Raw genomic sequence first — 25,835 nt, 5'->3', positions numbered from 1 at the left:
CCGTTAATAATCTAATAATAATGAGCTTAACATGTTAAACTTTTAACCCACTATCATAGCAAGCCACACTGTTTTTGACTACTTTTACTCCTCCTACTGGTTGTTTTACTTATTGCTTTGGCTAAGTTTATGCTTATAGGTTTCATTTAAAGCACGATTTCGGTAAGATACACGCTAACAAACTATTTCATCGTTCCTCTTTCATATTTTTCTTATTATTGATATTTGACACTGAGCATACCCATGGCATTGTATCCCTATACCCTACAACCTATTGCCTTAAACCTCACAGAAGATGAGTTTCAACAAGCACAATTTGAGCTATTTGAACAAAGCAATCCTCCCTACACCCTAAAAAGCCTTAAAACCAAAGAATGGATTGTCATTGCTGTTGTCGTTGCTTTAGCGATTGCAGGCTTATTATTAGTCTCAGGCTATTCAACCGCTATTTTTTGGTTAATGTTAATATTAGTGGTGGTTTACTTGCTTGTCAGAACCATTGGGCTACGCTGGTATGTTAAAAAAGAATTTGAAAAACAAATGGCAGAACAACAAATGCCAGAAGAGATGAAAGCATTAAAAATTGGTGTGCAACAACATGGTTTGGTCATGTCAATGCCAGCACCTAACGCTGGTGTACAACCTAAAGCCATGCGTGGTATGCAGATGCGTGGAGGTCAGCAGCAACAAGCCGTGATACCTTGGAATGCCATCAAAAACTGGGAAGAGACCGATGATTACATCTTTATGCTATTTGAAATAAAAGGACAGCAAGGTAGCCAAATCATTCCCAAACGTCTACAACAACAAAAATTCCCCATTGATTCTGTACGCAAACATTTACAAGAAGCTGTCCCAGTTCGTGGACTACAACCAGAAACAATAACCAAATAATTCTAACACTATCATCACTCAAATTTGCTGTATGCTTGCTTCAACCTGAATGGTCTATGGTCGTAGCAAGCTTATTTATTAGTAAAACATATCATAAATATAAAAATGATTTATTTTACTAAATATTAGTCTGTTGTTAATATAATAACCATCAAACGCTACTGGCGTTTTTCAAACACTTAAACTCAAAACTAAAAGGTGAAAATAATGACTACCAATCAAATCGGTTTAGAAACAAAAGACATGAGCAGCGTTATCGAAAAACTAAATGACTTGCTATCAAGCTACCACATTTTTTATATTAATGTACGTGGATACCACTGGAATGTAAAAGGTGAGCACTTTTTCTCATTGCATGTAAAATTTGAAGAACTTTATACTGCATTGCAGCTTCAAATTGATGAGATTGCAGAGCGCATCTTAACTTTAGGTGGCACCCCACTACACGCTTATAGCGACTTTGCTCAACACTCTAGTATCAAAGAAGACAAAAATGTCTTTGATGGTCGCAAATGCGTTGAAGGTTTGGTGAATGGCTTACAAGAGCTAATTAAAGAACAGCGTGAAGTTGCCGAAGCTGCTGAAGCCGTTGAAGACCAAGGTTCTTCTGACCTAGTGACTGAATATGTACAAGAGCAAGAAAAACTTATCTGGATGTATAATGCATTCTTAGGCTAATTTTTGCTAAATGTGCTATTAAAAACGCAAAGTTAAAGTATAAAAAATGCCCGTCTTAACAGATGGGCATTTTTTGTACTGAAAATTTAAAATGAATATTCTTTTATATCATCATTCTTGTATCCACTGGCGAATCTTTTCACGCTCCTCAGGAGTCGCTTGCAACCAAAGCTGCATAAACTTATCTAAGGTACTGGTATTATTGGCATTAACAGCCGTTGACGATGCATTGGGGGTCTCAAGCGCAGCAATGGCTTGTTGATTGGCTGTCTGTGCATTACCACCACCAAACATACCACCGATTGCACTGGAGATACCAGAGAACAGACCACCACCAGAACCATTCACACTTTCTTGCTGAGCAATGACTTGATTATCTTGTTCAATGGCTAAGGTTGGGTGCTCAGCATATTTTCTTGCTTCTCGATAGGCTTCTGGCTGACCGGGCATGGTCAAACGATAGGTTTGATTGTCTGCCAATTCAGCGGTTACACTGACATTATTTGAACGCAGATAGTCATGATTATCACCTGATAAATCATAAAGTCGGTCATATTTGGCAGTAATGACATGTTTACCAGACTCTAAAGTAAACTGCTTGGTTAATGGCTGAAACAGACCTTGTTTGATTTCTTGTCCATTGATTGCAGTTACTTTGATATTATCATCAACCAATAAAGTCACTGCTGCTTGGGCTGAAACAGTCATTAGCATGGTAGCAGTACAAAGTGAAAGAGCGCCTACTAAGGTTTGATATTTCATACATTATCCTAAAATTTATTATAAAAAAGTTTGGTCCCTGATTAGCAATGACACATCAGCAAAACGAGGGTGAAAAAAGAAATACTATTAGCCAATAATCATTGATAGATATTAAAAATCAAACGTCATATTATCATCATCAAGCTGGCTTTTTTCACGATAATCCGCTTGTATTTCTTGATGAATGTCTGCCAATTCAGCAGTCAATGTCTGCTCATCAATCAAACGAATGGCATCATTAATAACCGCTTTTGAGACATACGCTCGATTTAGATTTGAAAACATGGGCTGAATAAAATTTAAAATATCTATCATACCACCGATACGATGCGGCCCTTCATTAAGCAGATGCTCAGTGATACGCTGATCAAACTGCCAACCACGGCGGCGTAAGATTGAATTGAGCATCGCTTGCCTATCTTCTAATGTATGCCCTTCAGGCACACGAAACGCGGGCGCTTGAATCAAACGAGTGAGCAAATCATGCAATTCAAATGGCAACTCACTAGCAGGTGTATGTGCAGCAAAAACCAATTGACTATGCCCTTCACGACTACGATTGATCAGATGAAAAATGGCTTCTTGCCATACTCGGCTATGACGAATTGCCTCTAAATCATCTATTGCAATGACTTCAAAACTCTCAAGTGATGCTAATACACTCACATCTGTATGAATCAGCTCACTTAAAGATAAGCAAATGGCTGATCTGTCCATTTCTACATAAGACTCACAAATAGCAGACAATAGATGTGATTTTCCTGTTGCAGGACTGCCATATATATAAAGCTGTCTGATAAGCCCTACATGCAATTGGCGTATGGCATCAATAATCGTCGACCACCCTGGTCCTGCAAAGTCACTTAAACTTGCATCTCGTTTTATATCCAGATTCAGACTAAGCTGAGCATCTACCATATTTAAAGTACTCATTATGATTATGATCGGCACAAGATGTTTTATCGTTGATTATCATTATGACTTAATGATTTCTATTATATTTGTTGATGGTTATAAAGACTCCATTTATACCACACTATGACTATGATTGACAAAGCACAAATACTGTCAGCCAAATAATTCAACTCAATCTAAACAATGTCTTTACACTAATACACTGAATGGCTATTTAATACTATCCATCAATAATAGCGCATCTGTATGTCAGCTTAATTAAGCCTTCATCAACAATGGTATTATTATAACAATACCATGCTGATAAACCCATGCCATCTGGCTGAGCAAGTCTCTCTCATCTATCTTACTTCATCCATCAATCAAATAAACGTAATTGACGGCGACCTGCATACAGTTCACTCTTCCGATAAGCGGCATAAGCATGTTGGAATAGCACATTAATAATCGCTGATACAGGTAGCGCAATAAGCATACCCACAAAGCCTAATAAGGCCGCACCTGCCAGTACTGAAAAGATGACCCATAAAGGAGATAGTCCAATTTTATCACCTAACAATAAAGGCTGAAGAATATAACCTTCAACTGCCTGCCCAACCAAAAATGCACCGACTATCAAGCTCAAATGTACCCAGTCTGTACCAAACTGGAATAAACCTGCAATGATGGCAGCAATAAATCCAATACCAAAACCAAGATAAGGGACAAAGCTTGCGATACCTGCCACCATACCGATGATTAGCCCAAGCTCCAATCCAATTAATTGTAACTGCACCGCATAAACAATGCCAAGTAAGATCATCACCAAAAGTTGACCTTTAACAAACGCCATCAATGCTTTGTCACAATCGTGAGCAATCTCAATAATTTTTGGTGCATATTGGCGCGGCAAAGCCATTCTCCACTGCTGCAATCGTTTATCCCAATTAAACAAAAAGTAAAAGGTCAAAATAGGGACAAGTACCAGCATACCTGTATTATTTATCACCGCCATTCCTGAGTTTAGTAACTTGCTAATCATTGATTGGGCATCAATTACTTTATAGTTCACACTCAGATAATCCACCAGACTCTCAGAGAGCATACGCGACTCAAGCGGTGGCAGATCAAAGCGATTATGACTATGACTCACCACCCATTTGCGTACCACATCGTTATACCATGACAATGCTTGGGGTATATAGTCCCAAGCAGCTTGTAGCTGCATCCAAATGGTGGGCACTAACCACCATAACAACACAGCTACTCCCAATATAATAGACAAATAGACTAAGATAATCGCTATCCAACGACGCATATAACGACTAAGGCGTTTAACGATGGGATTAAATAGATAAGCTAAGATAAACGCTGATAAAAAAGGAATGATAACTGGTGTCAGAAGGTATAAAAGGTACAAACTAATAAGAATCGCTGTTACAATAAAAAGACGGCGAAAAAAAGGATCGATGGTTTTTATAATCATGGCGATTGTACCAATGAAAAAGAAAATTAGGTTTTTAAAAACAGCACATTATCGCAAAAACAAATGACTTTTCGTCTTTTTTTGTTGCCAGAGCCATTTTTTGACTCATAAGCTGCTAAGCATAATGGGTTTTTAGTAGAGTTTCCATAGCCAGATTGCGTATAATAACCCAATATATGAACACATATCATTTGGTTATGTAATTTTTCATACAATAACACTCATATTTCCTCTTATCACTTTATATTAAAAGGCAATCTACCCTCATGAGCAATCCAAACGCTACCCCCTCTTCTACTTCTCTTAGTTATAAAGATGCTGGTGTCGATATTGATGCTGGTGATGCATTGGTTCAACGTATTAAATCGGTAGCACGTGCAACATCACGTCCAGAAGTTGTCGGTGGACTTGGTGGCTTTGGAGCATTGTGCCGTATCCCACAAGGTTATCGCTCACCCTTGCTCGTTTCTGGTACAGACGGTGTGGGTACAAAACTTAAACTGGCCTTAGCATTACAGATGCACGATAGCATTGGTATTGATTTGGTCGCCATGTGTGTCAATGATTTATTGGTTTGCGGTGCTGAGCCGTTATTTTTCTTAGACTACTATGCCACAGGCAAGCTAGATGTAGACACTGCCACCGCTGTCGTGACAGGAATTGGTAAAGGTTGTCAGCAAGCAGGCTGCGCCCTTATTGGGGGTGAAACAGCAGAAATGCCCGGTATGTATCAAGCTGACGACTATGACTTAGCTGGATTTTGTGTCGGTGTCGTTGAAGAAGATGAGGTCATCACTGGAGAGTCTGTTGCCAAAGGTGATGCCCTTATTGCCATCGCTTCAAGCGGTGCACACTCTAACGGCTATTCGTTAATCCGTAAAGTTATTGAAGTTAGTGGCGTAGATATTACTAACACCAATGAAACTCTTGATGGCGTTCCATTAGCACAAGCATTAATGGCACCTACCAAAATCTACGTTAAAGCCATTCAAGCACTACAAAAAGTACTGGGTAATGATAATTTACACGCCATGTCACACATCACTGGTGGCGGCTTGACCGAAAACTTACCCCGTGTATTACCAGAATCTCTAGCGGCGCAAATTAATACACAAAGCTGGCAGATGCCTGAACTATTTAACTGGTTACAACAAAATGGCAATATTGCTCAATCTGAGATGTATCGCACCTTTAACTGTGGGGTGGGCTTCGTCGTAGTTGTCCCTGCCAAGCACGCACAAACTGCAATTGATACCCTAACACAGGCTGGTGAAACAGCATGGCAACTTGGTGAAATGGTCAACCGTGCAGCAGACACAGATGCTGTTATCTATCGTTAATGTAGAGCAGAAACTGTAGCGCAGACTCTTATGACAACCTCAAGTGAACATAATATGAGCCAATCTATCACCACTCCTGCTTACTTTGTACAACAAAACATCACCACATCGCCATTAAAAGTGGCGGTACTGGTATCTGGCAATGGTAGCAATCTACAAGTATTAATCGATAGCATGCAAGCAGGCAAACTGCCCATTGAAATTGTCGGGGTGATTAGTAATAAACAAGATGCCTATGCGGTCACACGTGCACAGCAAGCAGGAATAAACACGGCTATTTTCTCCCACATTCAAAGTGGTGAAAAAGCAGGTAAACGCATGGGGATTCGTACCTTTGAACGCCATGCGCTTAAGCAGCTACAAGCATGGCAACCTGACTTGATTGTATTAGCAGGGTTTATGCGGGTATTGGGTGCTGAGTTTATTGCTGCTGCCCCTGCTCCGATGATTAACCTACACCCATCACTTTTGCCTGCCTATAAAGGTCTAGATACGCATCAGCGGGTATTAAATGCAGGAGATCGTTATCATGGTTGTAGTGTGCATGTAGTTACCGCTGAGCTAGACGCAGGTACAGTGTTGACGCAAGCGGTGCTAGAAGTAGCAGAAAATGAAGATGCCACCACGCTACAGTCTCGAGTACAAAAGCGTGAGCATGTGCTATTGCCGTGGACAATACAGCTGATTGCTAGTGGCGTTCTGCCCTACTCTGTTTTAGCCCCTGCCTCTAGCAAACAGACTGAAGCTGGGCGTAATACTGATAACAGTACTGCTGTCTATACACCACCATTGCCATTACAGTTTTTTGGCTAAAGGATATTTATTTTTTAGAAAGTAGACTGTATCTTTTATTTCTTTAATATCATTTAAAACTGTCCTAAAATAGAAAAAGCGGATGATTGATGCCTATCAATCACCCGCCTATTGCTCACCTTGCTTACTAACCTAATCTGATCAGATTAGGTTGAGCTATCTCGCTTAGTCTATCTACGCATCTGGATGCAAACGCACATTTAACTCATCAATCACTTCTACCCATACTGCGTCTAATTGCCATTCTTCTTTTAAGAACATACGCTGTTTTTCATTCCAAAAATCTGCATCAATCAGTTCTTCATCTTTATCTAACTGATGCTCAGCAATAAACTGTTCAATGGCTTCATCTGAGCTCTCTAACCCAAGCTGAGCAAACAAATCATTCATGGTATATTCTGGTTCACCTAACATATTAATTCCTTTTTTTGGCTGTGAATTGTGGCTATAAAAAACTAACAAGCTTGTATCATAATACAATAAAATTTACTTTTATCGCTATTAAGCAACCATAGCTATTTGTGTAACTTATGTTAATGGCGTTTATAGTGTTAATCATAACGCCATTTTACATATAAAAAAGCCCATCTTACGACAGGCTTCTTATCAGTTTTAAAAAATCAAAAATACTGCTACGACTTACTATGGAAGTAGATGTGCAACTGCATCACGCTCTTCTGTTAGCTCTTGCTCAGTAGCTTTCATTTTTTCTTTAGAGAAGTCAGATGATACATCAACACCTTCTACAATGCTCCAATCGCCATCTTTAGTGGTACATGGGAATGAATAGATAAGACCTTCGGTAATGCCATACTCACCATTTGAGTACACACCCATAGAGACCCAATCATTCTCATCGCTACCAAGTGCCCAAGTACGCATATGCGCAATGGCAGCATTGGCAGCAGAAGCAGCAGATGATGCACCGCGCGCTTCAATAATGGCTGCACCACGTTTTTGTACGCTTGGGATATAGCTGTTTTCGTACCAATCACGATCTACTTGATCAAGTGCAGGCTTACCGTTAACAGTACACTCGGTTAAATCAGGATACTGAGTTGAAGAGTGGTTGCCCCAAATGATCATTTTTTTCACGTCATTAACAGTGCTGTTAGTCTCTTCTGCAAGCTGTGCCATACCACGGTTGTGATCAAGGCGAGTCATGGCAGTGAAGTTACGTGGATCTAGATCTGGTGCATTGCGCTGAGCAATTAAAGCATTGGTATTAGCAGGGTTACCAACGACCAATACTTTTACATCACGGCTAGCAACGTCATTCAATGCTTTACCTTGGGCAGAGAAAATCGCAGCATTGGCTTCAAGCAAATCTTTACGCTCCATACCAGGTCCACGAGGACGTGCACCTACTAATAAGGCATAATCCGCATCTTTGAATGCCACGTTCGCATCATCTGTCTGTACGATACCTGCAAGTAATGGAAAAGCACAGTCTTCAAGCTCCATAACCACGCCTTTTAGGGCATCAAGCGCAGGAGTAATTTCTAATAGTTGTAAAATAACGGGCTGATCTTTGCCTAGCATTTCACCAGAAGCAATACGAAATAGCATGGCATAGCTGATATTACCAGCAGCACCAGTAACGGCAACGCGAACAGGTTGTTTCATAGAGTTTTCCTCATTGTGTGTTATTAAGATAAAAGAATAAATCGTGTATGGACAAGTCCACAACACTTAAATACAAGGATGAATAGTGTGCTCGTGTGCAGTCCATCGTCTTATTATATATGTTCTACACGCTCTAGTTGTGATAACCAACACCGCCATAACTAACTTGCATCATTATAAATAAAACTAACTAAATCTGATGCAATATTAACAGTCATACAACCAGCTTATTAAGTATAGTACGCACCTCTTTCCCTGAAAGTACAGCGGATTAAATATAACATTGAACTAACATCGAACCAAGCTAAGTGTAACATCGAAAAAACCTTGGTGCTAGACTTATCCAGAATTCCCCCAAATTGTTATCTGATCTTGACAGGCATCTGCCATTTTAGGGCAATTATTATGATTATTATTGGCGTAACATATCTCTATTTTGGTTAAGATAGACTTTTGTTGCGCCTGCTGACAGCTAAAGTAAATTTGATTAATACCAATATCAGGATTTAGACGCTTAAATTTTTGAGTAAACGCGTTTTTATCAACGCGATATTGACCCGTTTCGGTCAGCTCCGTTGGCAGCCTTAATTTACTGCTATAACGTGTTACCAAACGAAAATATTCACTGGCACTATAGGGGCTACACGCACCATATCGCCGCCACGCTTGTCTGATAAAGGTGTCATCAGGCATGATACGATGGACGACTTTTTCTTGCACAGGAGACAACACTGGTGTGGTGCTCGATACACAATCATAGCCCAAATCCAAAGTTTCTACAGTAACTCGATAACCTTCTTGGCATTGGCGCATCTGTGTACGTGATGGATAAAATAGACACATGGCGGGTGTCATCTCTAGCACTAATACATGATTACGATTTTGATTAGGAAGTCTTGCCTCACTGGCACCCGCATTCATACTTGCTAATATCGCACCACACCCTAACACAAAAACATTTTTTAATAAAAATAGCAAACGCTGGCTTCTGGCTTTTTTTTGACGGTGTGTATTTTTATTAAGACTTGACTGTACAATACCCATAATTATCCTAAAGCACACTAAAACTATTGATCCAAAAACAATGATTCAAAAAAAGTATCTAGAATTTATTATAACTATTGTATCTGCCTCTAAGCTTTATAATGTCAGGTAATTTGTAATGCTATGGTTAATATATTTATTTACTGACCTAGCATGACTTTAATTTTATATCAATACATAATAAATGTTGTTAACCAATGGTTTTAAGCTTAAGCCTAAAAACTTGCTGGAATAACCCCCATACGCTGACTGATGGGTATTGGGTGCCCTAATAAGCTGCTATAAATAGTGGCGTTTTCCATCACTCGTTTAACATAATTGCGTGTCTCAGGGTACGCAATGGTTTCCACATATTGATCCGCCGCTAATTGTCCATAGTTTGGCTGCCAGCGTTTTGCTTTATTGGGCCCAGCATTATAGCCTGCGGTGGCTAAAACTGGCTGATAATTTAATTTTGCCAAAATATCACTCATATACCAAGTACCATAACGGATATTGGTATCTCCATTATTGGCACGACTTGAGCTATATGGCTCACCAAGATTACGAGCAATATATTTTGCTGTCGCAGGCATGATTTGCATCAAGCCACTTGCACCAACCCCTGAACGTGCTGAGGATACAAAGCGACTCTCTTGACGCATGATGCCATAAGCCCAAGCAGGATCAATACCTGCCATTTGGCTATAACGAACAACCGAGTCTTGATATGGCATTGGATGTGATAAAGCCAGAGCATTGATGGTATCAGTGCTATCAATGGCATAGATGGCCCGATCTAGCCAGCCCTTATCATAAGCCAAACGGGCGGCGGCAATAATCAGCGCATTATCCCAATTATCTCGTGCCTTTTTGACTGCCCAATTCCATTCTCGATTGGCATAGCCACGCTCTGCACCTGCATCATATAATGTAAACGCACGTGCAAAATTGGGATCTTGCATCACTCGCTGGCGATCATAATCGGTTACCACAGGCATGCGTTGCCCACCTTGCTCAGCAGCATTATAACGCAGACCAATCTTATCTTTTGCCAATAGTCCATAGTAGTCATTTGAGCGCGCAAGGGTTTGATACATCTGCTTTGCCAAGGATTTTTTGCTGGCATCTCCAACTTGCTCATAAGCTCGCGCTAACCAATACTGCCAGATGGATTCTTTTTGCGTCTCTGTGCTCATACTACTAATAGCCGTCACCAAGTCTGCCCACTGTCCAAAACGTATGGCAGCTTGAGCATAGTCTTCTGCTTCTTCAAAATTAAATGGCTGTCCCAAACTTTGACGAAACCACTCCACTGCCTCATTACTAAAACCATCATCGGTATTATAGTTCATACGTTTCACACCAATGATACGATAGGCATATTGGCGAGTGGCATCGGTTAATAACGGCTGAATTCGCATACTATCTTCACGCACATCATAATTTAATTGCGCCGCCGCTTCCCGATATGACTTATCTGCCATACGTCCAATAGCGTATAAATATAGATATTGATTTAGCTGACTTGGAGGTTGGCTTTTAAAGCGATTTAAAAATGTGTTGGGATTTAGCTGAATCTCTGCCAAACTCGCATAGTCAATCGGCACCCCTAAACGAGATGATAAGGCAATGATGTCACCCGTTTTTCCAACTCTAAGCATACGCTTTAGACGCTCTAAGCGATCTTGGTTGCTAATCATTGGATTGCTATTTAGCTCAGTGGCAAGCCGTACACACAAATCAGGCTGTTTTTTGGTGGTCAACCAAACTTCATCTTTTATTGCCATCGTACGCATCGTATCACCACTTTGGTTATAACCTAACCCAATGGCACATTTTTCACTATCATCGGCATTAATAACCAGATTTGCCACTTGTCGTACCGCAGCATAATCACCCGATCTTGCTTTGGTTTCAGCATAATCGGCTGCTAACTTCTCTGCCATCACGCTACCATTATATTGCCGAGCAAACTGTGCAATGGCTGCTGAGCTTTGTGATTCTAGATCATCATTAAGCCGCCAATATGCAGGATAAACGGCAAACAATCCATTGCCCATCATTTGCTCATAATTATACAACGCACCAATATCCCCCCGTTTCGCTGCCACTGCTGCTTGGTTAAAATAAGTGATACTGGCATCATTGCTATAATTTGTGGCTGTGGGTTGATAGGATTGCTGGGCACACGCTACTTGTCCAAGCCCCAATATACTGATGGCAGACACCACCACGCCATATTTTTTTGACTGGCGCAATAAAGCATTTATATTATGGCTCGATAAAGGTCTGGAAAATTCTAAGTAAGTTTTCATAATTCCATTAATATTTAATAAGTTAATTTTTAAGTAAGTGAATAAGTGATATTTATTTGACATAAACGATTTAATATCAATCAAACTAAATGTGCCTAATCTATTTTTTATTGCTCGATTGCGACCTTGCTAAAATAAACACTTAGGCTATCTGGCATAAAAAAAAGTGGTCAGGCTGGTCCTTTTTTATGAATATTAGCAAAATCCTTTTCATTAACAATGAAACAAATAATGAAACACCTATTTATTTTTTTAAGCAGTCATATAAAAAATAAAAATAGAATTTTAGTTGAATGACAAAATATACCGTAGTTATACTAATAAAAACAGATGTTTGACACAATTTGTCGCAAATTTTTCTGTATCATCTGTCATTTAGAAAAAATTTGAGCGACTGTCGTTACTTTAAAAAAGCTACGCAGACAATAGAAAAAATATTATCAGCAAAAACAACGTCTTTTCATTTATCATTTAAATAATACAGGTAAATGCTGCAAATTTTGTACCATTTTTATATTGATTCAACCATAGATTCATCCACCCTAAGCATAGCTTATGTTAGACCTAAAACCATAGCTGTCTAAAGATACGTTATCTAACATGGCTTTCTGCGCTGTACAAAACGTGTAACTGCCTTATGAGTAAACTAACGCTATGTGCAGAACAACTTAACAGCATTTATGATGACTTATCCTGCCTATGATATAATGGTGAGTTATGTTGAATGGCTCTATTTAGATTTTATGGAGTTATTCTACCCAAAGTTTTGATTTTGCCAGCCAATTAATAAATAACGGACAGCCTTTATGAGTGTAACTGTATTCGACCCTGCCACCCATGCTAAAAACCATGCGGCGCATGCGTACGATTCGTCCTATTCTGCTGATATGGACAATATAGACAATGCCAATATGGATAATGCCGCCCATGACGCTGCTATACCTGTAAAAAAGGTATTTATTGCAACCCAAGGTTGCCAAATGAACGTCTATGACTCAGAAAAAATGGGCAATGTACTTGGCGACTCTCATGGCATGATTGTGACCACAGACATCAATGAAGCTGATGTACTGATTATGAATACCTGCTCTATCCGTGAAAAAGCACAAGAAAAAGTGTTTTCGGAGCTAGGACGCTGGCGCAAGTTAAAAGAAAAGAACCCTAACTTAGTTATTGGTGTCGGCGGCTGTGTGGCATCACAAGAAGGTGACAATATTCAGCAACGTGCGCCTTATGTCGATATGGTGTTTGGTCCACAGACGCTGCACCGCCTGCCCGAATTGTATGACCAATCTGCCAAACAGCAACACATTACGCCAAAAAATCGTATTGGTACAGTTGATGTCTCTTTTCCTAGCATTGAAAAGTTTGATTTTTTACCTGAGCCAACGGTTGAGGGCTATCGTGCTTTTGTCTCTATTATGGAGGGCTGCTCAAAATATTGCTCATTTTGTGTCGTTCCCTACACTCGTGGCGAAGAGTTGTCGCGCCCGTTAGATGATGTACTTGCAGAAATCGATAGCCTAGCAGAGCAAGGGGTGCGTGAGGTCACCTTATTGGGTCAAAATGTCAATGGCTATCGTGGTGAAAAAGACGATGGCAGTATTTGTCGCTTTGCTGAGCTGCTACATTATGTGGCACATATCGATGGCATTGAGCGTATTCGTTACACCACCAGCCATCCATTAGAATTTACCGATGACATCATTGATGCTTATGCCAAGCTACCACAGCTAGTTTCACACTTACATCTGCCTGTTCAAAGTGGCTCAAACAAAGTCTTGGCAGCGATGAAACGCAATCACACCATTGATGTGTATATTAACCAAATTAATAAACTCAAAGCAGTTCGTCCTGACATACATTTATCCAGTGACTTTATTATTGGCTTTCCTGGTGAAACTGATGCAGACTTTCAAGAAACACTACAGCTTGCCAAAGACCTAGATTTTGACCACTCTTATAGCTTTGTGTATTCAAAGCGTCCCGGTACACCTGCTGCTGAGCTATATGACGATGTCAGTCTAGATACTAAAAAACAACGCTTGGCAGTGTTTCAAGAGGTTATTAAACAATCAACCTTAAAGAAAACACAACAGATGGTCGGGCAAACAGTTCGCGTCTTGGTTGAGCAAATTGCCAATCGTCACCCTGATAATCTTCTGGGTACAGCCGATAATACCCGCTCTGTGATGTTTGCCAATCCACATTATGCAGCAAATAATGAGGCTGATAATAACAGTGACTGTGCAGAAGATGCGCTGGTGGGTCATTTTGTCATGGTCAAAGTGACGGATTTTGTTAGTCCACATATGGTGAAAGGGGAATTGGTCGAGATATTAGACTAAGAGCTATAAGCAAATTATAGATAAATTACATATAGGCAGATTATGATATTAATCTGCCTGATTTTTTTAGTTGCTAATTCACCATCTCACCACTTTATTTTATTTTCTCTCTCTAGAGCCTGTTGAACATTCACCCCTTTGGGCTAATATCTACAAGGGATATAGCTGTTTTTTACTTTCATATAAAAATTAATAATTCTTATAAATGAATAAGCTATGGCTGTCTAAAAGCTCATCATGATTCTAAACGACAGTATATGTCGCATAGACAACAAACGACTCTATCTTCTCTGCATTGCTTTGCTTATAATGATGCCATCACAAACAATTTATTAAATAAGTTAACCCCAACTTCCATTATAGGTATGACTTACTTCACTAAGTTACAACACACATAGGATATTATTATGGACGAGAATAAAGCAAAAGCACTCAAAGCGGCACTGGGTCAAATTGAAAAGCAATTTGGTAAAAACACCATCATGCACTTAGGTGATGACTCAGCAACACTAGATGTCGATGTAGTCTCAACAGGCTCACTTGGGCTAGATATCGCTCTTGGTATTGGCGGTTTACCCAAAGGTCGTATCATTGAGATTTATGGCCCTGAAAGTTCAGGTAAGACAACGCTAACGCTACAAGCCATTGCCGAGTGTCAAAAGCAAGGCGGTACATGTGCCTTTATCGATGCAGAGCACGCCCTAGACCCAATTTATGCACGTAAACTTGGCGTAAATACCGACGATTTATTGGTATCTCAACCTGATAATGGTGAGCAAGCGTTAGAAATTACCGATATGTTAGTACGCTCAGGTGCGCTTGATATGATAGTGATTGACTCGGTTGCTGCCCTAACACCTCGTGCCGAGATTGAGGGTGAAATGGGTGATAGCCATATGGGTCTACAAGCCCGCCTGATGAGTCAAGCCTTGCGTAAAATCACTGGTAATGCCAAACGCTCTAATTGTATGGTTATCTTTATCAACCAAATTCGGATGAAAATTGGGGTGATGTTTGGCTCTCCAGAGACCACCACTGGTGGTAATGCCTTGAAGTTTTATGCCTCAGTACGTCTTGATATTCGCCGTATTGGTTCAGTTAAAAATGGTGATGAAGTCGTCGGTAACCAAACTCGAGTAAAAGTGATTAAAAATAAAATGGCACCACCGTTTCGTCAGGCAGAGTTTGAAATTACCTATGGCGAAGGCACTAACCACTTAGCCGAAGTGGTTGACCTTGGCGTCGATATTGGTGTGGTTGGCAAAGCGGGTGCATGGTATAGCTATGGTGATGATAAAATTGGTCAAGGTAAAGCCAATTCTGTCATTTATCTAAAAGAAAACCCTGCCATCGCTGAAGAAATTGAAGCTAAGATACGAGCAGAAAAACTCAATACAGGTGAGAAGGCTTCCGAGGAAAACGACAGCGAAACTGACCCAACTGTGATGCAAGATGATACTGAGCAATAAACTTAGCATCTACTTTAATTGATATTAGATATCACATTGAATAGATATCGGATATAGTCAATCTAATATAATTTCACCACAAGGCAACCGAGTGAAGATAGTACACGTAGTCCATCTAGCGAGACACCGTGGTGGATTTATAGTAGGCAGACTATAGAAGGTGTGGCAATGTACCCTACAAGCCATAAACAAAGTAAAGTATAGCGGTAGAGTACATTGTTTTACACACCCTCAACAAACATGATTAAGATTAAATAGACATGATTAGATATTAGGTAACCTCAATGCAGATTAAAACATTGGCAGAAATCTTAGCAGAGAACTCTAATCCATCTTCTCACTCTAATGATGATGATAAAAAAAATAACCCTCATAAGAACATTCAGCAGCCTACAAATTATCATACAAGCTCCCCCCCTATAAATCATCACGCGTCCAAACAAAAACGCCCAATTCAGCACTCCAACAAAGATGCTGCTAAGTTTGACAACCACAAATCCGTCAAGAAAAAATCAACTCAGCAAAAAAGCAGCAAAAAACAAAAAAAATTCCACCCTGCTACCAACTATCAACCGAAAACTGACATAGACACCACCTATACTGCCCCCGATGCACCAACCATCAAAAGTATCTTAACGCAAGCTCGTACGGAAAATGATACATCGACAACAACCGTAACGGAGTCGTCCGTCTCACTGCATGAATTGCCCCCTGCTCTACATGCGTATTTAAAAACTCCTGAGCAACGAGCCGCTGCAATAGAACAAATAAAAGCAGATAGCCGCCTACGTTGGCTGGCATTTTATTATTTATCTTGCCGAGAACACTCAGCAGCCGAATTAAAACAAAAACTGCTCGATAAAGAACAAGACCCTGCTAAAATTGACGCCCTATTGATAGAGTTTGCCGAAAAAGGCTACCAAAGCGAGATGCGTACTGCTTTGATGCTTATCCGAGAAGGTATCCGTAAACATCGAGGACGCACCCGGATCAAGCAAGAATTTTATCAACGCCAAGTTGACATTCCCTGTAATATTGATGAACTAATTGATATGGCAAATGCAGAGTCAAAGACATTTACTGATATGATGGCAACAGATGACTTAGTAGAGGGTGTGGACTGGCTAAAGCTGGCAGTAGAAGCTCGGGTAAAAAAATATGGTGAGGACATTCCTAGCACACCCAAAGACAAAGCACGTCAGCTTAGGTTTTTGCAGTACCGCGGCTTTCAAGCCGATATTTGCTTTGATGCCATCAAATATAATCTATCAACCTTAGATGAACGCTTTTAACAATCATAGGATTTACGCATTGTTCTAGATTATGAGCGGCTGCAAATCATTATTTTTTTATCAAGTAGACTGGCTGTACATAGTTTTAGAGGCGCAATATCATTCCCAGTCGCTTTTTAAGGTTAATATCGTATTTTTGCGTAAGTACTAGCCAAATAACCTCCTATCCCCTATTATTTCTTTTTTAGGACTTACGCAGTTTCATAGATTATTAGCGTCTGGTAATCATTTACTCGCTGGCTGTACGTAGTTCCAGAGGCTTCATAAATAATTCCCAGCCGCTTGATTAAGACAAATATTGTACGTTTGCGTAAGTCCTATTTTTGATAAATTTCTTGATAAAAGCAGACATCATAATGAATACAACGATAGATATAAATTCAATTGACATACAAAACCTGCCGCAACCAACAAAAGCAAGCATCGTTTCAGCTCACTACAAACAAAGTGCTGAAGATTTTATCGTCAATGAAATACTCAATATCGACTTTAGTGAAGAAGGTGAGCATCTATGGCTATACATCGAAAAAAGAGGTATGAATACAACCTTTGTGGCTAATGCTTTGGCAGACTGGGCAAATATATCACGGCGTGATGTTGGCTATTCAGGATTAAAAGATCGCCATGCCATCACACGACAATGGTTTAGCTTAAGACTACCCAAACGCCAGCTACCCGCTACTTCCTTTACCTTAGATGAACCAGAAAAATCTGAATACGCCAAAGTATTAGATACGCATTGGCATAACAAAAAGCTCAATCGTGGTACTCATAAATACAATGAGTTTATCCTGACTTTACGTGATGTGATGGGCGATAAACAACAAATTGAAGCCCAGCTAACACACATTGCAAAACATGGCGTACCCAACTATTTTGGTGAACAGCGTTTTGGTATTGCAGGTAGAAATATTGCACAAGCATTAGAATGGTTTGAACATGGCACCATCAATGGCAGACCCAGCCACGGCAAAAAAAACCGTGATACTCAATCCATATTGTTATCGGCTGCCCGTAGCTTAATATTTAATCAAATTTTAGCAGCACGTATTGTCAATGATACATGGCAGACAGGTATGGATGGTGATGCTTTTAACCTCAATGGTAGTGGCTCTATCTTTGCTACTGAATGTATGGATGAAACGTTAAAACAACGCCTAGCTGAAGGGGACATTCATCCAACGGCAGTGATGTGGGGCAAAAACAATGACAAAGTACAAGGCAGCGTCAAAGATCTAGAGCAACATATTGTTGCTTCATCTGAGCTATTAACACGATTAGCAAATGGTATAGAAAATCAAGGCATCAAAGCCAGTCGGCGCGCACTACGACTACCTCTCACCAAGCTAACATGGCAATGGCAAGATGATTCTACTAAAACTAATGAGACATTACTGGTTTTAAATTTTTGTCTACCCACAGGTAGTTATGCCACCAGTGTACTGTCTGCACTGATAAAATAACTAATATATATCAATGGTAGGAATTACGTAAGAATGCGATATTAGTCTTATAAGGGAACTGGGAGTTATTTACGAAGCCTCTGGAACTACGTACAGCCAGCGAGTAAATAATTACCAGTCGCCGATAACCTATAAAACTGTGTAAGTCCTAGCTAAATATATCAATGGTAAATTTCACATAAATCCATCATATTGAGTAAAGTACACTAGCAAACTTGAAAACGTTACTTCATCAACACTGGCTCACTTTGTACCTGATTACGCCCAAGTGATTTGGCTTGATACAAAGCTTGATCTGCCTGACTGATGAGACGCTTTAGAGTGTCATCTACCTCAGAGCTGATCATCGTAATATTTAAGGTATGACGCTTTTGAGTGTTAAAATTCTGTCTGATTTCATTGAGTAAAGCTAAGTCTAAAGTAGCCACACCAAAGCTTGCCGTTATATTTAGTGTGACCGAATCCTCAATAGCAATGGCAGATTGCGCAAACTGTAACTGTAAGTTTTTGGCAATACGAATTGCCTGAGCTTGTGAGCTATTCGGCAATAATACTAAAAACTCCTCACCACCATAGCGACCTGTGCTACAGCCATTTGGTAATTGCTTATTAAGCTGAATACCGACCCACTTGAGTACTTCATCACCAACCAAATGTCCATACACATCATTGATTTTTTTAAAATAATCTAAGTCAATTAAAATAATACTCATGTCATCATAATTATCCTGATCACAGATTTGCTGACGCATAATATGATAAATACTACGACGATTTTTAAGATCTGTCAGTTCATCATGCTCAGCTTGATACTGAAAACTGGCTTTATTTTGATCAAAGACATCGAGCAGTTTTTTCATCACATAGATAATAACAATGGCTTTTGGAAACGCAAAATATATATAACACAAATGCCAAAATAGCTGGCCCTGTCTTGACATCAGCTCAGGCAAACGAGCACTTGCTAATTCTGCATACCACCATCGCAGCTCCAATGCTTCTGGCTGTTGATATAAGATGGTAAATAAAATGGTACGTTTAAGGGAGGGAAGCTCAATACTACAATACGGCGTAATAACATAGATGATCGATAAAATACATTGTATTAAAAATCCCCACAAAACAATCCGCCGATCGATGAGCATCATCGCCAATATGGTGCCACCAATAAGCGCAACTCCCGAGACAAAACTATCTTGCCCGACCAATTTCATCACTATTGAGATATATAAACTGTAGATAATAAATAAAAAAAGCTGGTAGCGAAATAACTGAGATGCGCTGTTTTTTATTTTTAGGAATTGGGCAGTCAATACAGAAAATATCAGAATAAAAACACTGCAACCAATAAATACTGAGGGGATTAAGTCAATATCCACAAAGGGGCTGACATGTGCAGAGTTAAGCCAAATAAATAATAACCAACACCAATGCATCAGTGTTTCTATTAAAATAAAAGAGCCTAACAAGACCGCTTTATCGGCAGCCTTCCAATATAAAAAAACTGGTACTAGATTGTCACGCAAATAGTCATAAAATCTACTAATCATAAGCAATGGCAACTTGGCTGCGGATACAACTTAAAAAATTAAATATAAAAGATAGGGATGATAATATTTTTATATAAAAATTACTATTATTAATTAATTAACAATGATTTAAATAAAGCCGCTTTAAATAGAGCAATTTTTATACCAAAAACAATGCCTTCAGCATTACAAACTAAGAGTGATCAGTCTTTGTGACTCTGCCAATTTAGGCACATCGCCTAAACGTCGCCAAGGCATGGTCGTCCCATGAAAATCACTACCTGTAGATACCGCAAGTCCATGCTCTGCCACACTACGATCAACCATTTTGCGGGTACTAATAGGCTCATCAGCACTTGGTAGCTCACACGCATCGCCACCCATCTGGGCAAAATCAGCGATGAGTTTGCGTACACGAGTTGCAGATAATTGATAGCGTGTTGGATGTGCCAATACTGCCTTGCCACCACAAGCATGGATTAACTCAATGGTATCTGCCATACTCAGCGATTCAATGGCAACATAAGCAGGCTTGTTATCTGCCAAATATTTATCAAAAGCTTGCTGCATGGTTTTGACAATGCCCCGCTCATAAAGCACTTTGGCAATATGTGCACGCCCTACTGCCTTGGCATTGCCTTCTGCCTTTGTCAATACCGATGCCCATAACTCTGCGACGGGTAGCTGAGTAATCTTTGCAAGTTTCTCTACAATTGCATACCCACGATTGGCTCGGCTCGTCTGGATTTTACTAAGCGTCGCATTCATTTGTGTAAAATCTGTAAAACCCAATCCTAATACATGAATGACTTTTTGTTTGGCTTTATTTTTACCATAACCCCCCGTCAAAATATGCTCACAACTGATCTCCACTCCACTAATTAATTGAATATCATGACATTTTGCGGCAGTCTGTGCCTCGGCTATACCTGTTAAAGTATCATGATCAGTCAAAGCAAATACCTTAATACCTGCTTCTTTGGCAAGATTAAGTAACTGTGTGGGGGTATAAGTACCATCTGAGAAGGTACTGTGACTGTGTAAATCTGTTTTTACTGCAGCAGAGCTAAAGGTGGTTGACATAAAAATTGGCATAACATAGATAATGGGTTTATGGCAGTGTATTTTTATTTTATAGTGAAAGCAAATGATTATAGTCATTATTAATAAATTTAATAACTTAAACAGTCTTAGAACCTGTATTCACAACCCATAATGGTGGCTTTTTGCCTAAAATAGACGTACTACGGCGTTAAATTTTGGGTTAAATAGAGTGACTATTCGCCCCAAAATTTGCCTTGTATTAAACAATTTTAGTTTAAAACTCCCCTGATTTTGGATTATGAATACAGGTTCTTAATGATGACGTTGTCTTGATTGAGAATGGGTGCAGTTATGCATAGGGTTTGTTACCTGTTTATCTTTATAGGACTGACGCAATTTTATAGATTGTTGGTGGGTCTTTGCGTGGGTTACTTTTTTTTATAACGACAGAAGTGTAAACTACGCCTTAATCAACTTAATTTAGGTTCTTTGTGCGTATGAAAGCTCTTTTAGATTTTATACCGTTAATCGCTTTTTTTATTGCTGCCAAACAATATGGCATCTTAGCTGGAGCAGGCGCTTTATTGGTAGCAACACTTGCTGTCTATTCCTTACATTTACTAAAGCAAAAAGGAAAACTTGATAAACAACAATGGGTCACTTTAATTTTGACCATTTTATTTTGTGGTTTGACTCTTATTTTACGTGATAAAATTTTTCTACAGTGGAAATCCACTGTTATTAATGCAATCTTTGCAGTTGCCTTAATTATCAGTGTGATAGTTAACCGCCCTTTATTACAAATGGCGATGAAAACTGTTTTTCGTCTAACTCCTTCAGGCTGGAATAAACTAACTTTGGCTTGGGCAGGCTATTTTATTTTGATGGCAGGATTACAATATTATTTTGCTTTTTATACCTCTGAACAAACTTGGATTGATTTTAAAACTTATGGCTGGATACCCTTTATGTTGGTCTTTATGATTGGACAATTTGTCATCTTAAAAAACCATCTTAATCCAGAGATTACCGAACAAAAACAACCACCAAAAGACTAAATGTATTCATAATCTCTTATATTGTTACATTTATTAGATTTCTACATCATCATATAGGACAGTAATATGCCATTATTTGTTATCATCGGATACGATGTTGCCAATTCTACCAAGCAGCGACAAGCCACTCGCCCTGAGCACATTAAACGCCTTCAAGAGCTTGAGGCACAAGGCCGGCTAATCATTGCAGGCCCTACGCCGATTATACATGGTGAACCTGAGATGTCGGGCAGTGTGGTGATTGCTAAGTTTGAAGATATTGCAGCAGCACAAGCGTGGGTCAATGATGAGCCTTATCTACAGGCTGGCGTGTATAGCCATGTTGATGTCAAACCTTTTATTCAAGCCCTACCTACTGCGACGGAATCTTAATCACTCATGATATCTCAGCGTAACAACCCTCACCTATATCACCATACCATACAAAATAAATTAACAAAAAGAATGGGAACATTGGCTATAGTCAGTATTCTACCTTTCCTGTCATTCTTACCCTTAACAGTCGTTACCTCTGCAATGGCTGAACCCACTGTCATAGTCAATAATGACGCACCTAATAATACAGCTAACAGTTCAGCAAATAATGCAGTGAATAACAGCCCCAATAGTACAGGTACTAATGCTGCAAATACCAATACAAACAACAATACCTTAGCAAGTCAGCTACAACCCACACCAAGTGAGTTATCTGAAGCCAATCAACAACTGCTTAGCCGTAATGCACAATTACAAAGAGATGTTAATGACTTGCAAACGCAAGTGAATGTCTTGGTCAATGAGCGTAGTGGACAGCTTTATATGTATGGGGCAATGACCGTGGTTGCCGGTATATTGGTGGGCATATTTATTGGTTGGTTGGTGTTTGCGCGCCGTGAACGTTGGTAATTGCTCATTGAAATTTAAGAGTTAGTAGTTAATCGTTAGCTGGTAGCCGCTAACAGGCTAAAAGGTGGTATTTATGTCTGAGTCCTCATCTATTATTACCCCTGCAAAACTTGATTGGAGGTACGATGAGCTAGGTAATGAGGTGCCTTTTTCTAATGATTTTGGTGATGTCTATTACTCTATTGTCGATGGACTTGCTGAAAGCCGCTATGTATTTGTCCAACAAAACCAATTAGCCAAGCGTTTCTCTCAACTCTCTCAACTAACAGGGCAGCAAACTTTTACCATCGCTGAGCTTGGTTTTGGTACAGGACTAAACTTCTTAGTCACATGGCAGTTATGGCGACAGATACATACTAGTGCAGACACTCAAAGTCAATCTTCCCCACGTCTGCATTTTATCAGTACCGAAAAATATCCTTTAACTCGCGCTGATTTGCAGCGGGCATTGGCATGTTGGCAAAAACAAGACCCAACCCTTGTTCCCCTTATTGAGCAGTTAATCAACCAGTATCCAACCTTGGTCGCTGGTTGTCATCGCTTGCATCTAGAAGCCGATGTTATTGTAGATTTATGGCTAGGTGATGCTAATGAAAGTCTTGCCAAACTCGATAATAGTCATGGCGCAAGCGTTGATGCGTGGTTTTTAGATGGCTTTGCTCCTGCATGCAATGAATCTTTGTGGGCGCAGCAAATTTTTACCCAAATGCAGCGTTTATCAAAAGCGACGACAACAGCAGCCACCTTTAGCTGTGCAGGGGTGGTGAAAAGAGGGCTAAAAGAAGCAGGATTTGCAATAAAAAAAGTCAAAGGCTTTGGGCGTAAACGTGAAATGCTCACAGCCATTTATACTCAGCCTGATATGCTGTGTAATGACACACCCATAGAAAATAGCAGCATTGCTAACAGTGCCAACAGTGCCAACAGCAACACTTCTATTGCCATTATTGGGGCAGGTATCTCAGGGCTAATGACGGCGTGGTCATTAGCGCAGCGGGGCATGGCAGTCACTATCTTTGACAAAACAGCCCCGTTGGCAGGGGCATCGGGAAATCCTCGGGCATTACTTGCACCCAAGATGACACCTATCCATCATGTGGCAGAGCATTTGCACAGCATTGGTTATTTATATAGTGGCAGACTTTATCGGCAATTTGACCACGAAACCCCATACCCTATATTGATTGCCACTGCAGCGGTTGATTTATTACACAAAGCCAATGTCAATATCGAGCAGATTGCAGATTATCCAGATGAGATGGCAACTACCTTAGAGGAAGCACAAGCCAAGCAGCTAACAGGTCTGTGTCAGCAACCTCTCAAGAATAATTTATATTTACCGCAGGCAGGACTGGTCAATCCTTATGCCTTAGCGCAGTTTATCCTTGCGCATCCATTAATTAACTTTCAGCAGCGGCATATCATGGCTATTCACCAGTTAGCAGATAATAGTATCCAGCTATGCTTGCAAGACAGTGATTTAAAAGACACTGATTTAAAAGTTGCCATTAATCCAGATTTATCCCAAGAAACCGATAATAAAAATAATAAAATTAGCATAGATAAGGTCATTATTGCTGCCGCTTATGCCAGCCATCTGTTAGATACACGCATTTTTGATTGCCGTAAAATACGTGGGCAATTGTCATGGTTTATGCCCACTACCGAGCAGCTAAACAAGCTCTCCAAACTGCCACTCAAATATGGTGGCTATTGTGCCTTATTTACCCCGCAACAAGGCGATGACAAGCTAAATCCTGTCGTTGTAGACAAACCACAATTTTTATTGGGCGCAAGTTTTGTGCGCAATGATACTGACACAGATATCCGCCACAATGAACACCAAACCAACTATGATAAGTTGATAGCCGCGATACCTGAACTTAGCGACGTAGACAGCGATATGGCAATAAGTGCATGGCAGGCTCGGGTGGGTATCAGGGCGCAAACACCTGATTATCACCCCATCGTCGGGCAGCTAGATGATGCAGGTCATATTTGGACAATTTGTGCCATGGGCTCAAAGGGCTTTGCGTTTGCCCCCATTTGTGCCGAAGCGTTAGCAGATAACATGACAGGACAATTTCCCCCTTTGTCCACTCAGATGCTGAATCAAATATCACCACAACGGCAACGGCTGCAAACGCCATTATAGAATTAATATAACTTATCGTTGGTATAAAATATAATAGATAGCTTTTATTTATCTGGCACTTTAGAGCGAATGCTACCAAATAATGAGCCTTCTTCTTGCGATGACTGCTGTTCAACTAGGTGGGTTGTATTTACATCTGTTGTAGAACTAGTGGCAACTAAAGCTTGGATTTGGGCAGTATCACGAGTATTTTTTTGAATGGTAATAGCAGCAAATAAACTCATGGTAAATGACATTAAGTAAAATCCTTTTTCACTTAAGCTCAAGCTTCCTGCATTAAATAAACCTAAAATAATTAACACCACAGATAATGCCAAAGCTGTCCAACTAATCCAATAATATAAGTTTGTGGTTGGTATACCCTCAGACTTATCACGTAAGGTTTTTTGCAGACTAATAGCGGCATATAATCCCAGTGCTAATACTGCCAGATAATAGCCCTTTTCGTTCATTTGCATGCTTGCTGCATTCCATAAACCAAATAAAAAAGCCAAAATTCCAACAAGCATTACTGCCCAAGATGCCCCTACATAAGCTGCTGTTGGCTGATAAGCACTTAACTGATGTTTATCAATAGAGTTATTCATGATTTTCCTTATTTATCATAACTTATTTTGATTATTTATATATGGTATATACCTCACTCTCAACTTTATTTTATAAAATCATATATGACCCCTCCCATACCCTCCCCTTGAAGTAAGGGGAGGACTTAAAAACCAGTTCCTCCCCCTTTTTAAGGGGGAGGTTAGGAGGGG

The 25,835-nt window shown here is 39.9% G+C and carries 22 protein-coding genes; 12 read left to right on the top strand and 10 right to left on the bottom strand.

Going from position 1 to position 25,835, the window contains the following annotated elements; all coding sequences use genetic code 11:
- Positions 1 to 243 precede the first annotated feature (243 nt).
- Together FHK89_RS01250 and FHK89_RS01245 are read left to right on the top strand one after the other, a co-directional pair.
- Entirely contained in the window at positions 244 to 894 is a 651-nt protein-coding gene (locus tag FHK89_RS01250) for a YcxB family protein (protein ID WP_230655885.1), read from the top strand.
- A gap of 207 nt (positions 895 to 1,101) precedes the next feature.
- The gene (locus FHK89_RS01245; RefSeq protein ID WP_230655884.1) at positions 1,102 to 1,572 is read left to right on the top strand and encodes a Dps family protein; all 471 of its coding nucleotides are present in this window, start codon (positions 1,102 to 1,104) and stop codon (positions 1,570 to 1,572) included.
- 111 nt (positions 1,573 to 1,683) lie between these two features.
- Here the strand turns inward: FHK89_RS01245 and FHK89_RS01240 are convergent, their stop codons facing one another.
- The 3 genes from FHK89_RS01240 to FHK89_RS01230 all read right to left on the bottom strand — a co-directional run bounded on the left by FHK89_RS01240 (position 1,684) and on the right by FHK89_RS01230 (position 4,714).
- The gene (locus tag FHK89_RS01240) at positions 1,684 to 2,334 is read right to left on the bottom strand and encodes a DUF2057 family protein (RefSeq protein ID WP_230655883.1); all 651 of its coding nucleotides are present in this window, start codon (positions 2,332 to 2,334) and stop codon (positions 1,684 to 1,686) included.
- Positions 2,335 to 2,445: 111 nt separating this feature from the next.
- Positions 2,446 to 3,252: a DnaA ATPase domain-containing protein gene (locus FHK89_RS01235; RefSeq protein ID WP_230656034.1), complete on the bottom strand. Its 807-nt coding sequence runs from the start codon at positions 3,250 to 3,252 to the stop codon at positions 2,446 to 2,448.
- Positions 3,253 to 3,607: 355 nt separating this feature from the next.
- Positions 3,608 to 4,714: an AI-2E family transporter gene (locus FHK89_RS01230; protein WP_230655882.1), complete on the bottom strand. Its 1,107-nt coding sequence runs from the start codon at positions 4,712 to 4,714 to the stop codon at positions 3,608 to 3,610.
- Between the two features lie 266 nt (positions 4,715 to 4,980).
- Here FHK89_RS01230 and purM point away from each other — a divergent pair, with 266 nt between their 5' ends.
- Together purM and purN are read left to right on the top strand one after the other, a co-directional pair.
- Entirely contained in the window at positions 4,981 to 6,054 is a 1,074-nt protein-coding gene (gene purM, locus FHK89_RS01225; protein WP_230655881.1) for a phosphoribosylformylglycinamidine cyclo-ligase, read from the top strand.
- Between the two features lie 54 nt (positions 6,055 to 6,108).
- Positions 6,109 to 6,867, top strand: coding sequence for a phosphoribosylglycinamide formyltransferase (gene purN / locus FHK89_RS01220; protein WP_230655880.1), 759 nt, complete (start codon positions 6,109 to 6,111; stop codon positions 6,865 to 6,867).
- A 174-nt stretch (positions 6,868 to 7,041) separates the two neighbouring features.
- Here purN and FHK89_RS01215 read toward each other — a convergent pair whose 3' ends face one another.
- The 4 genes from FHK89_RS01215 to FHK89_RS01200 form a co-directional block, all read right to left on the bottom strand.
- Positions 7,042 to 7,281: a DUF2789 domain-containing protein gene (locus FHK89_RS01215; protein ID WP_230655879.1), complete on the bottom strand. Its 240-nt coding sequence runs from the start codon at positions 7,279 to 7,281 to the stop codon at positions 7,042 to 7,044.
- A gap of 228 nt (positions 7,282 to 7,509) precedes the next feature.
- On the bottom strand, positions 7,510 to 8,493 hold the full coding sequence (locus tag FHK89_RS01210) for a malate dehydrogenase (protein WP_230655878.1): 984 nt from the start codon (positions 8,491 to 8,493) through the stop codon (positions 7,510 to 7,512).
- Positions 8,494 to 8,832: 339 nt separating this feature from the next.
- On the bottom strand, positions 8,833 to 9,537 hold the full coding sequence (locus FHK89_RS01205; RefSeq protein WP_230655877.1) for a ribonuclease T2 family protein: 705 nt from the start codon (positions 9,535 to 9,537) through the stop codon (positions 8,833 to 8,835).
- Between the two features lie 215 nt (positions 9,538 to 9,752).
- Positions 9,753 to 11,834, bottom strand: a complete 2,082-nt coding sequence (locus FHK89_RS01200; RefSeq protein WP_230655876.1) for a lytic transglycosylase domain-containing protein — start codon at positions 11,832 to 11,834, stop codon at positions 9,753 to 9,755.
- Positions 11,835 to 12,721: 887 nt separating this feature from the next.
- Between FHK89_RS01200 and miaB the strand changes: the two genes are divergently transcribed.
- The 4 genes from miaB to truD all read left to right on the top strand — a co-directional run bounded on the left by miaB (position 12,722) and on the right by truD (position 18,406).
- On the top strand, positions 12,722 to 14,182 hold the full coding sequence (miaB, locus tag FHK89_RS01195) for a tRNA (N6-isopentenyl adenosine(37)-C2)-methylthiotransferase MiaB (RefSeq protein WP_230656032.1): 1,461 nt from the start codon (positions 12,722 to 12,724) through the stop codon (positions 14,180 to 14,182).
- 407 nt (positions 14,183 to 14,589) lie between these two features.
- Positions 14,590 to 15,651 (top strand): recombinase RecA, encoded by a 1,062-nt coding sequence (recA, locus tag FHK89_RS01190; protein ID WP_230655875.1) that lies wholly within the window; start codon positions 14,590 to 14,592, stop codon positions 15,649 to 15,651.
- A gap of 284 nt (positions 15,652 to 15,935) precedes the next feature.
- Positions 15,936 to 16,943: a regulatory protein RecX gene (locus FHK89_RS01185; RefSeq protein WP_230655874.1), complete on the top strand. Its 1,008-nt coding sequence runs from the start codon at positions 15,936 to 15,938 to the stop codon at positions 16,941 to 16,943.
- A 356-nt stretch (positions 16,944 to 17,299) separates the two neighbouring features.
- Positions 17,300 to 18,406, top strand: a complete 1,107-nt coding sequence (truD, locus tag FHK89_RS01180; RefSeq protein WP_230655873.1) for a tRNA pseudouridine(13) synthase TruD — start codon at positions 17,300 to 17,302, stop codon at positions 18,404 to 18,406.
- Between the two features lie 224 nt (positions 18,407 to 18,630).
- On the opposite strand, the gene FHK89_RS01175 is transcribed toward truD, so the two are convergent.
- Together FHK89_RS01175 and FHK89_RS01170 are read right to left on the bottom strand one after the other, a co-directional pair.
- Complete coding sequence (locus tag FHK89_RS01175; protein WP_230655872.1) at positions 18,631 to 19,956, bottom strand: GGDEF domain-containing protein; 1,326 nt, start codon at positions 19,954 to 19,956, stop codon at positions 18,631 to 18,633.
- 165 nt (positions 19,957 to 20,121) lie between these two features.
- Positions 20,122 to 21,018 carry a PHP domain-containing protein gene (locus FHK89_RS01170; protein ID WP_230655871.1) on the bottom strand — a complete coding sequence of 299 codons (897 nt, stop codon included), beginning with the start codon at positions 21,016 to 21,018 and terminating at the stop codon, positions 20,122 to 20,124.
- 458 nt (positions 21,019 to 21,476) lie between these two features.
- On the opposite strand from FHK89_RS01170, the gene ispZ reads away from it, so the two are divergent.
- From ispZ to mnmC, 4 genes are all read left to right on the top strand, one after another.
- Positions 21,477 to 22,037 carry a septation protein IspZ gene (gene ispZ, locus FHK89_RS01165; protein WP_230655870.1) on the top strand — a complete coding sequence of 187 codons (561 nt, stop codon included), beginning with the start codon at positions 21,477 to 21,479 and terminating at the stop codon, positions 22,035 to 22,037.
- Between the two features lie 66 nt (positions 22,038 to 22,103).
- Positions 22,104 to 22,409, top strand: a complete 306-nt coding sequence (locus tag FHK89_RS01160) for a YciI family protein (protein WP_230655869.1) — start codon at positions 22,104 to 22,106, stop codon at positions 22,407 to 22,409.
- Between the two features lie 6 nt (positions 22,410 to 22,415).
- Positions 22,416 to 22,922: a hypothetical protein gene (locus tag FHK89_RS01155; protein WP_230655868.1), complete on the top strand. Its 507-nt coding sequence runs from the start codon at positions 22,416 to 22,418 to the stop codon at positions 22,920 to 22,922.
- Positions 22,923 to 22,995: 73 nt separating this feature from the next.
- A complete protein-coding gene (gene mnmC, locus FHK89_RS01150; protein ID WP_230655867.1) occupies positions 22,996 to 25,077 on the top strand; it encodes an FAD-dependent 5-carboxymethylaminomethyl-2-thiouridine(34) oxidoreductase MnmC in 2,082 nt (693 codons plus the stop codon).
- A 44-nt stretch (positions 25,078 to 25,121) separates the two neighbouring features.
- Here mnmC and yiaA read toward each other — a convergent pair whose 3' ends face one another.
- Positions 25,122 to 25,664, bottom strand: coding sequence for an inner membrane protein YiaA (gene yiaA / locus FHK89_RS01145; RefSeq protein WP_230655866.1), 543 nt, complete (start codon positions 25,662 to 25,664; stop codon positions 25,122 to 25,124).
- Between the last annotated feature and the right edge of the window lie 171 nt (positions 25,665 to 25,835).

The sequence above is a fragment of the Psychrobacter sp. I-STPA10 genome (assembly GCF_021012795.1).
Taxonomy (GTDB): Bacteria; Pseudomonadota; Gammaproteobacteria; order Pseudomonadales; family Moraxellaceae; genus Psychrobacter.
This window is presented reverse-complemented; position numbering and strand designations above follow the sequence as displayed.

Coding starts and splice junctions, on each gene's coding strand:
- FHK89_RS01205 (WP_230655877.1), bottom strand. CDS start 9,537: ATGGGTATTGTACAGTCAAGTCTTAATAAAAATACACACCGTCAAAAA.
- FHK89_RS01230 (WP_230655882.1), bottom strand. CDS start 4,714: ATGATTATAAAAACCATCGATCCTTTTTTTCGCCGTCTTTTTATTGTA.
- FHK89_RS01235 (WP_230656034.1), bottom strand. CDS start 3,252: ATGGTAGATGCTCAGCTTAGTCTGAATCTGGATATAAAACGAGATGCA.
- mnmC (WP_230655867.1), top strand. CDS start 22,996: ATGTCTGAGTCCTCATCTATTATTACCCCTGCAAAACTTGATTGGAGG.
- FHK89_RS01170 (WP_230655871.1), bottom strand. CDS start 21,018: ATGTCAACCACCTTTAGCTCTGCTGCAGTAAAAACAGATTTACACAGT.
- FHK89_RS01210 (WP_230655878.1), bottom strand. CDS start 8,493: ATGAAACAACCTGTTCGCGTTGCCGTTACTGGTGCTGCTGGTAATATC.
- FHK89_RS01215 (WP_230655879.1), bottom strand. CDS start 7,281: ATGTTAGGTGAACCAGAATATACCATGAATGATTTGTTTGCTCAGCTT.
- FHK89_RS01155 (WP_230655868.1), top strand. CDS start 22,416: ATGATATCTCAGCGTAACAACCCTCACCTATATCACCATACCATACAA.
- FHK89_RS01185 (WP_230655874.1), top strand. CDS start 15,936: ATGCAGATTAAAACATTGGCAGAAATCTTAGCAGAGAACTCTAATCCA.
- recA (WP_230655875.1), top strand. CDS start 14,590: ATGGACGAGAATAAAGCAAAAGCACTCAAAGCGGCACTGGGTCAAATT.
- FHK89_RS01245 (WP_230655884.1), top strand. CDS start 1,102: ATGACTACCAATCAAATCGGTTTAGAAACAAAAGACATGAGCAGCGTT.
- yiaA (WP_230655866.1), bottom strand. CDS start 25,664: ATGAATAACTCTATTGATAAACATCAGTTAAGTGCTTATCAGCCAACA.
- purN (WP_230655880.1), top strand. CDS start 6,109: ATGAGCCAATCTATCACCACTCCTGCTTACTTTGTACAACAAAACATC.
- truD (WP_230655873.1), top strand. CDS start 17,300: ATGAATACAACGATAGATATAAATTCAATTGACATACAAAACCTGCCG.
- miaB (WP_230656032.1), top strand. CDS start 12,722: ATGGACAATATAGACAATGCCAATATGGATAATGCCGCCCATGACGCT.
- purM (WP_230655881.1), top strand. CDS start 4,981: ATGAGCAATCCAAACGCTACCCCCTCTTCTACTTCTCTTAGTTATAAA.
- FHK89_RS01175 (WP_230655872.1), bottom strand. CDS start 19,956: ATGATTAGTAGATTTTATGACTATTTGCGTGACAATCTAGTACCAGTT.
- FHK89_RS01200 (WP_230655876.1), bottom strand. CDS start 11,834: ATGAAAACTTACTTAGAATTTTCCAGACCTTTATCGAGCCATAATATA.
- FHK89_RS01240 (WP_230655883.1), bottom strand. CDS start 2,334: ATGAAATATCAAACCTTAGTAGGCGCTCTTTCACTTTGTACTGCTACC.
- FHK89_RS01250 (WP_230655885.1), top strand. CDS start 244: ATGGCATTGTATCCCTATACCCTACAACCTATTGCCTTAAACCTCACA.
- ispZ (WP_230655870.1), top strand. CDS start 21,477: ATGAAAGCTCTTTTAGATTTTATACCGTTAATCGCTTTTTTTATTGCT.
- FHK89_RS01160 (WP_230655869.1), top strand. CDS start 22,104: ATGCCATTATTTGTTATCATCGGATACGATGTTGCCAATTCTACCAAG.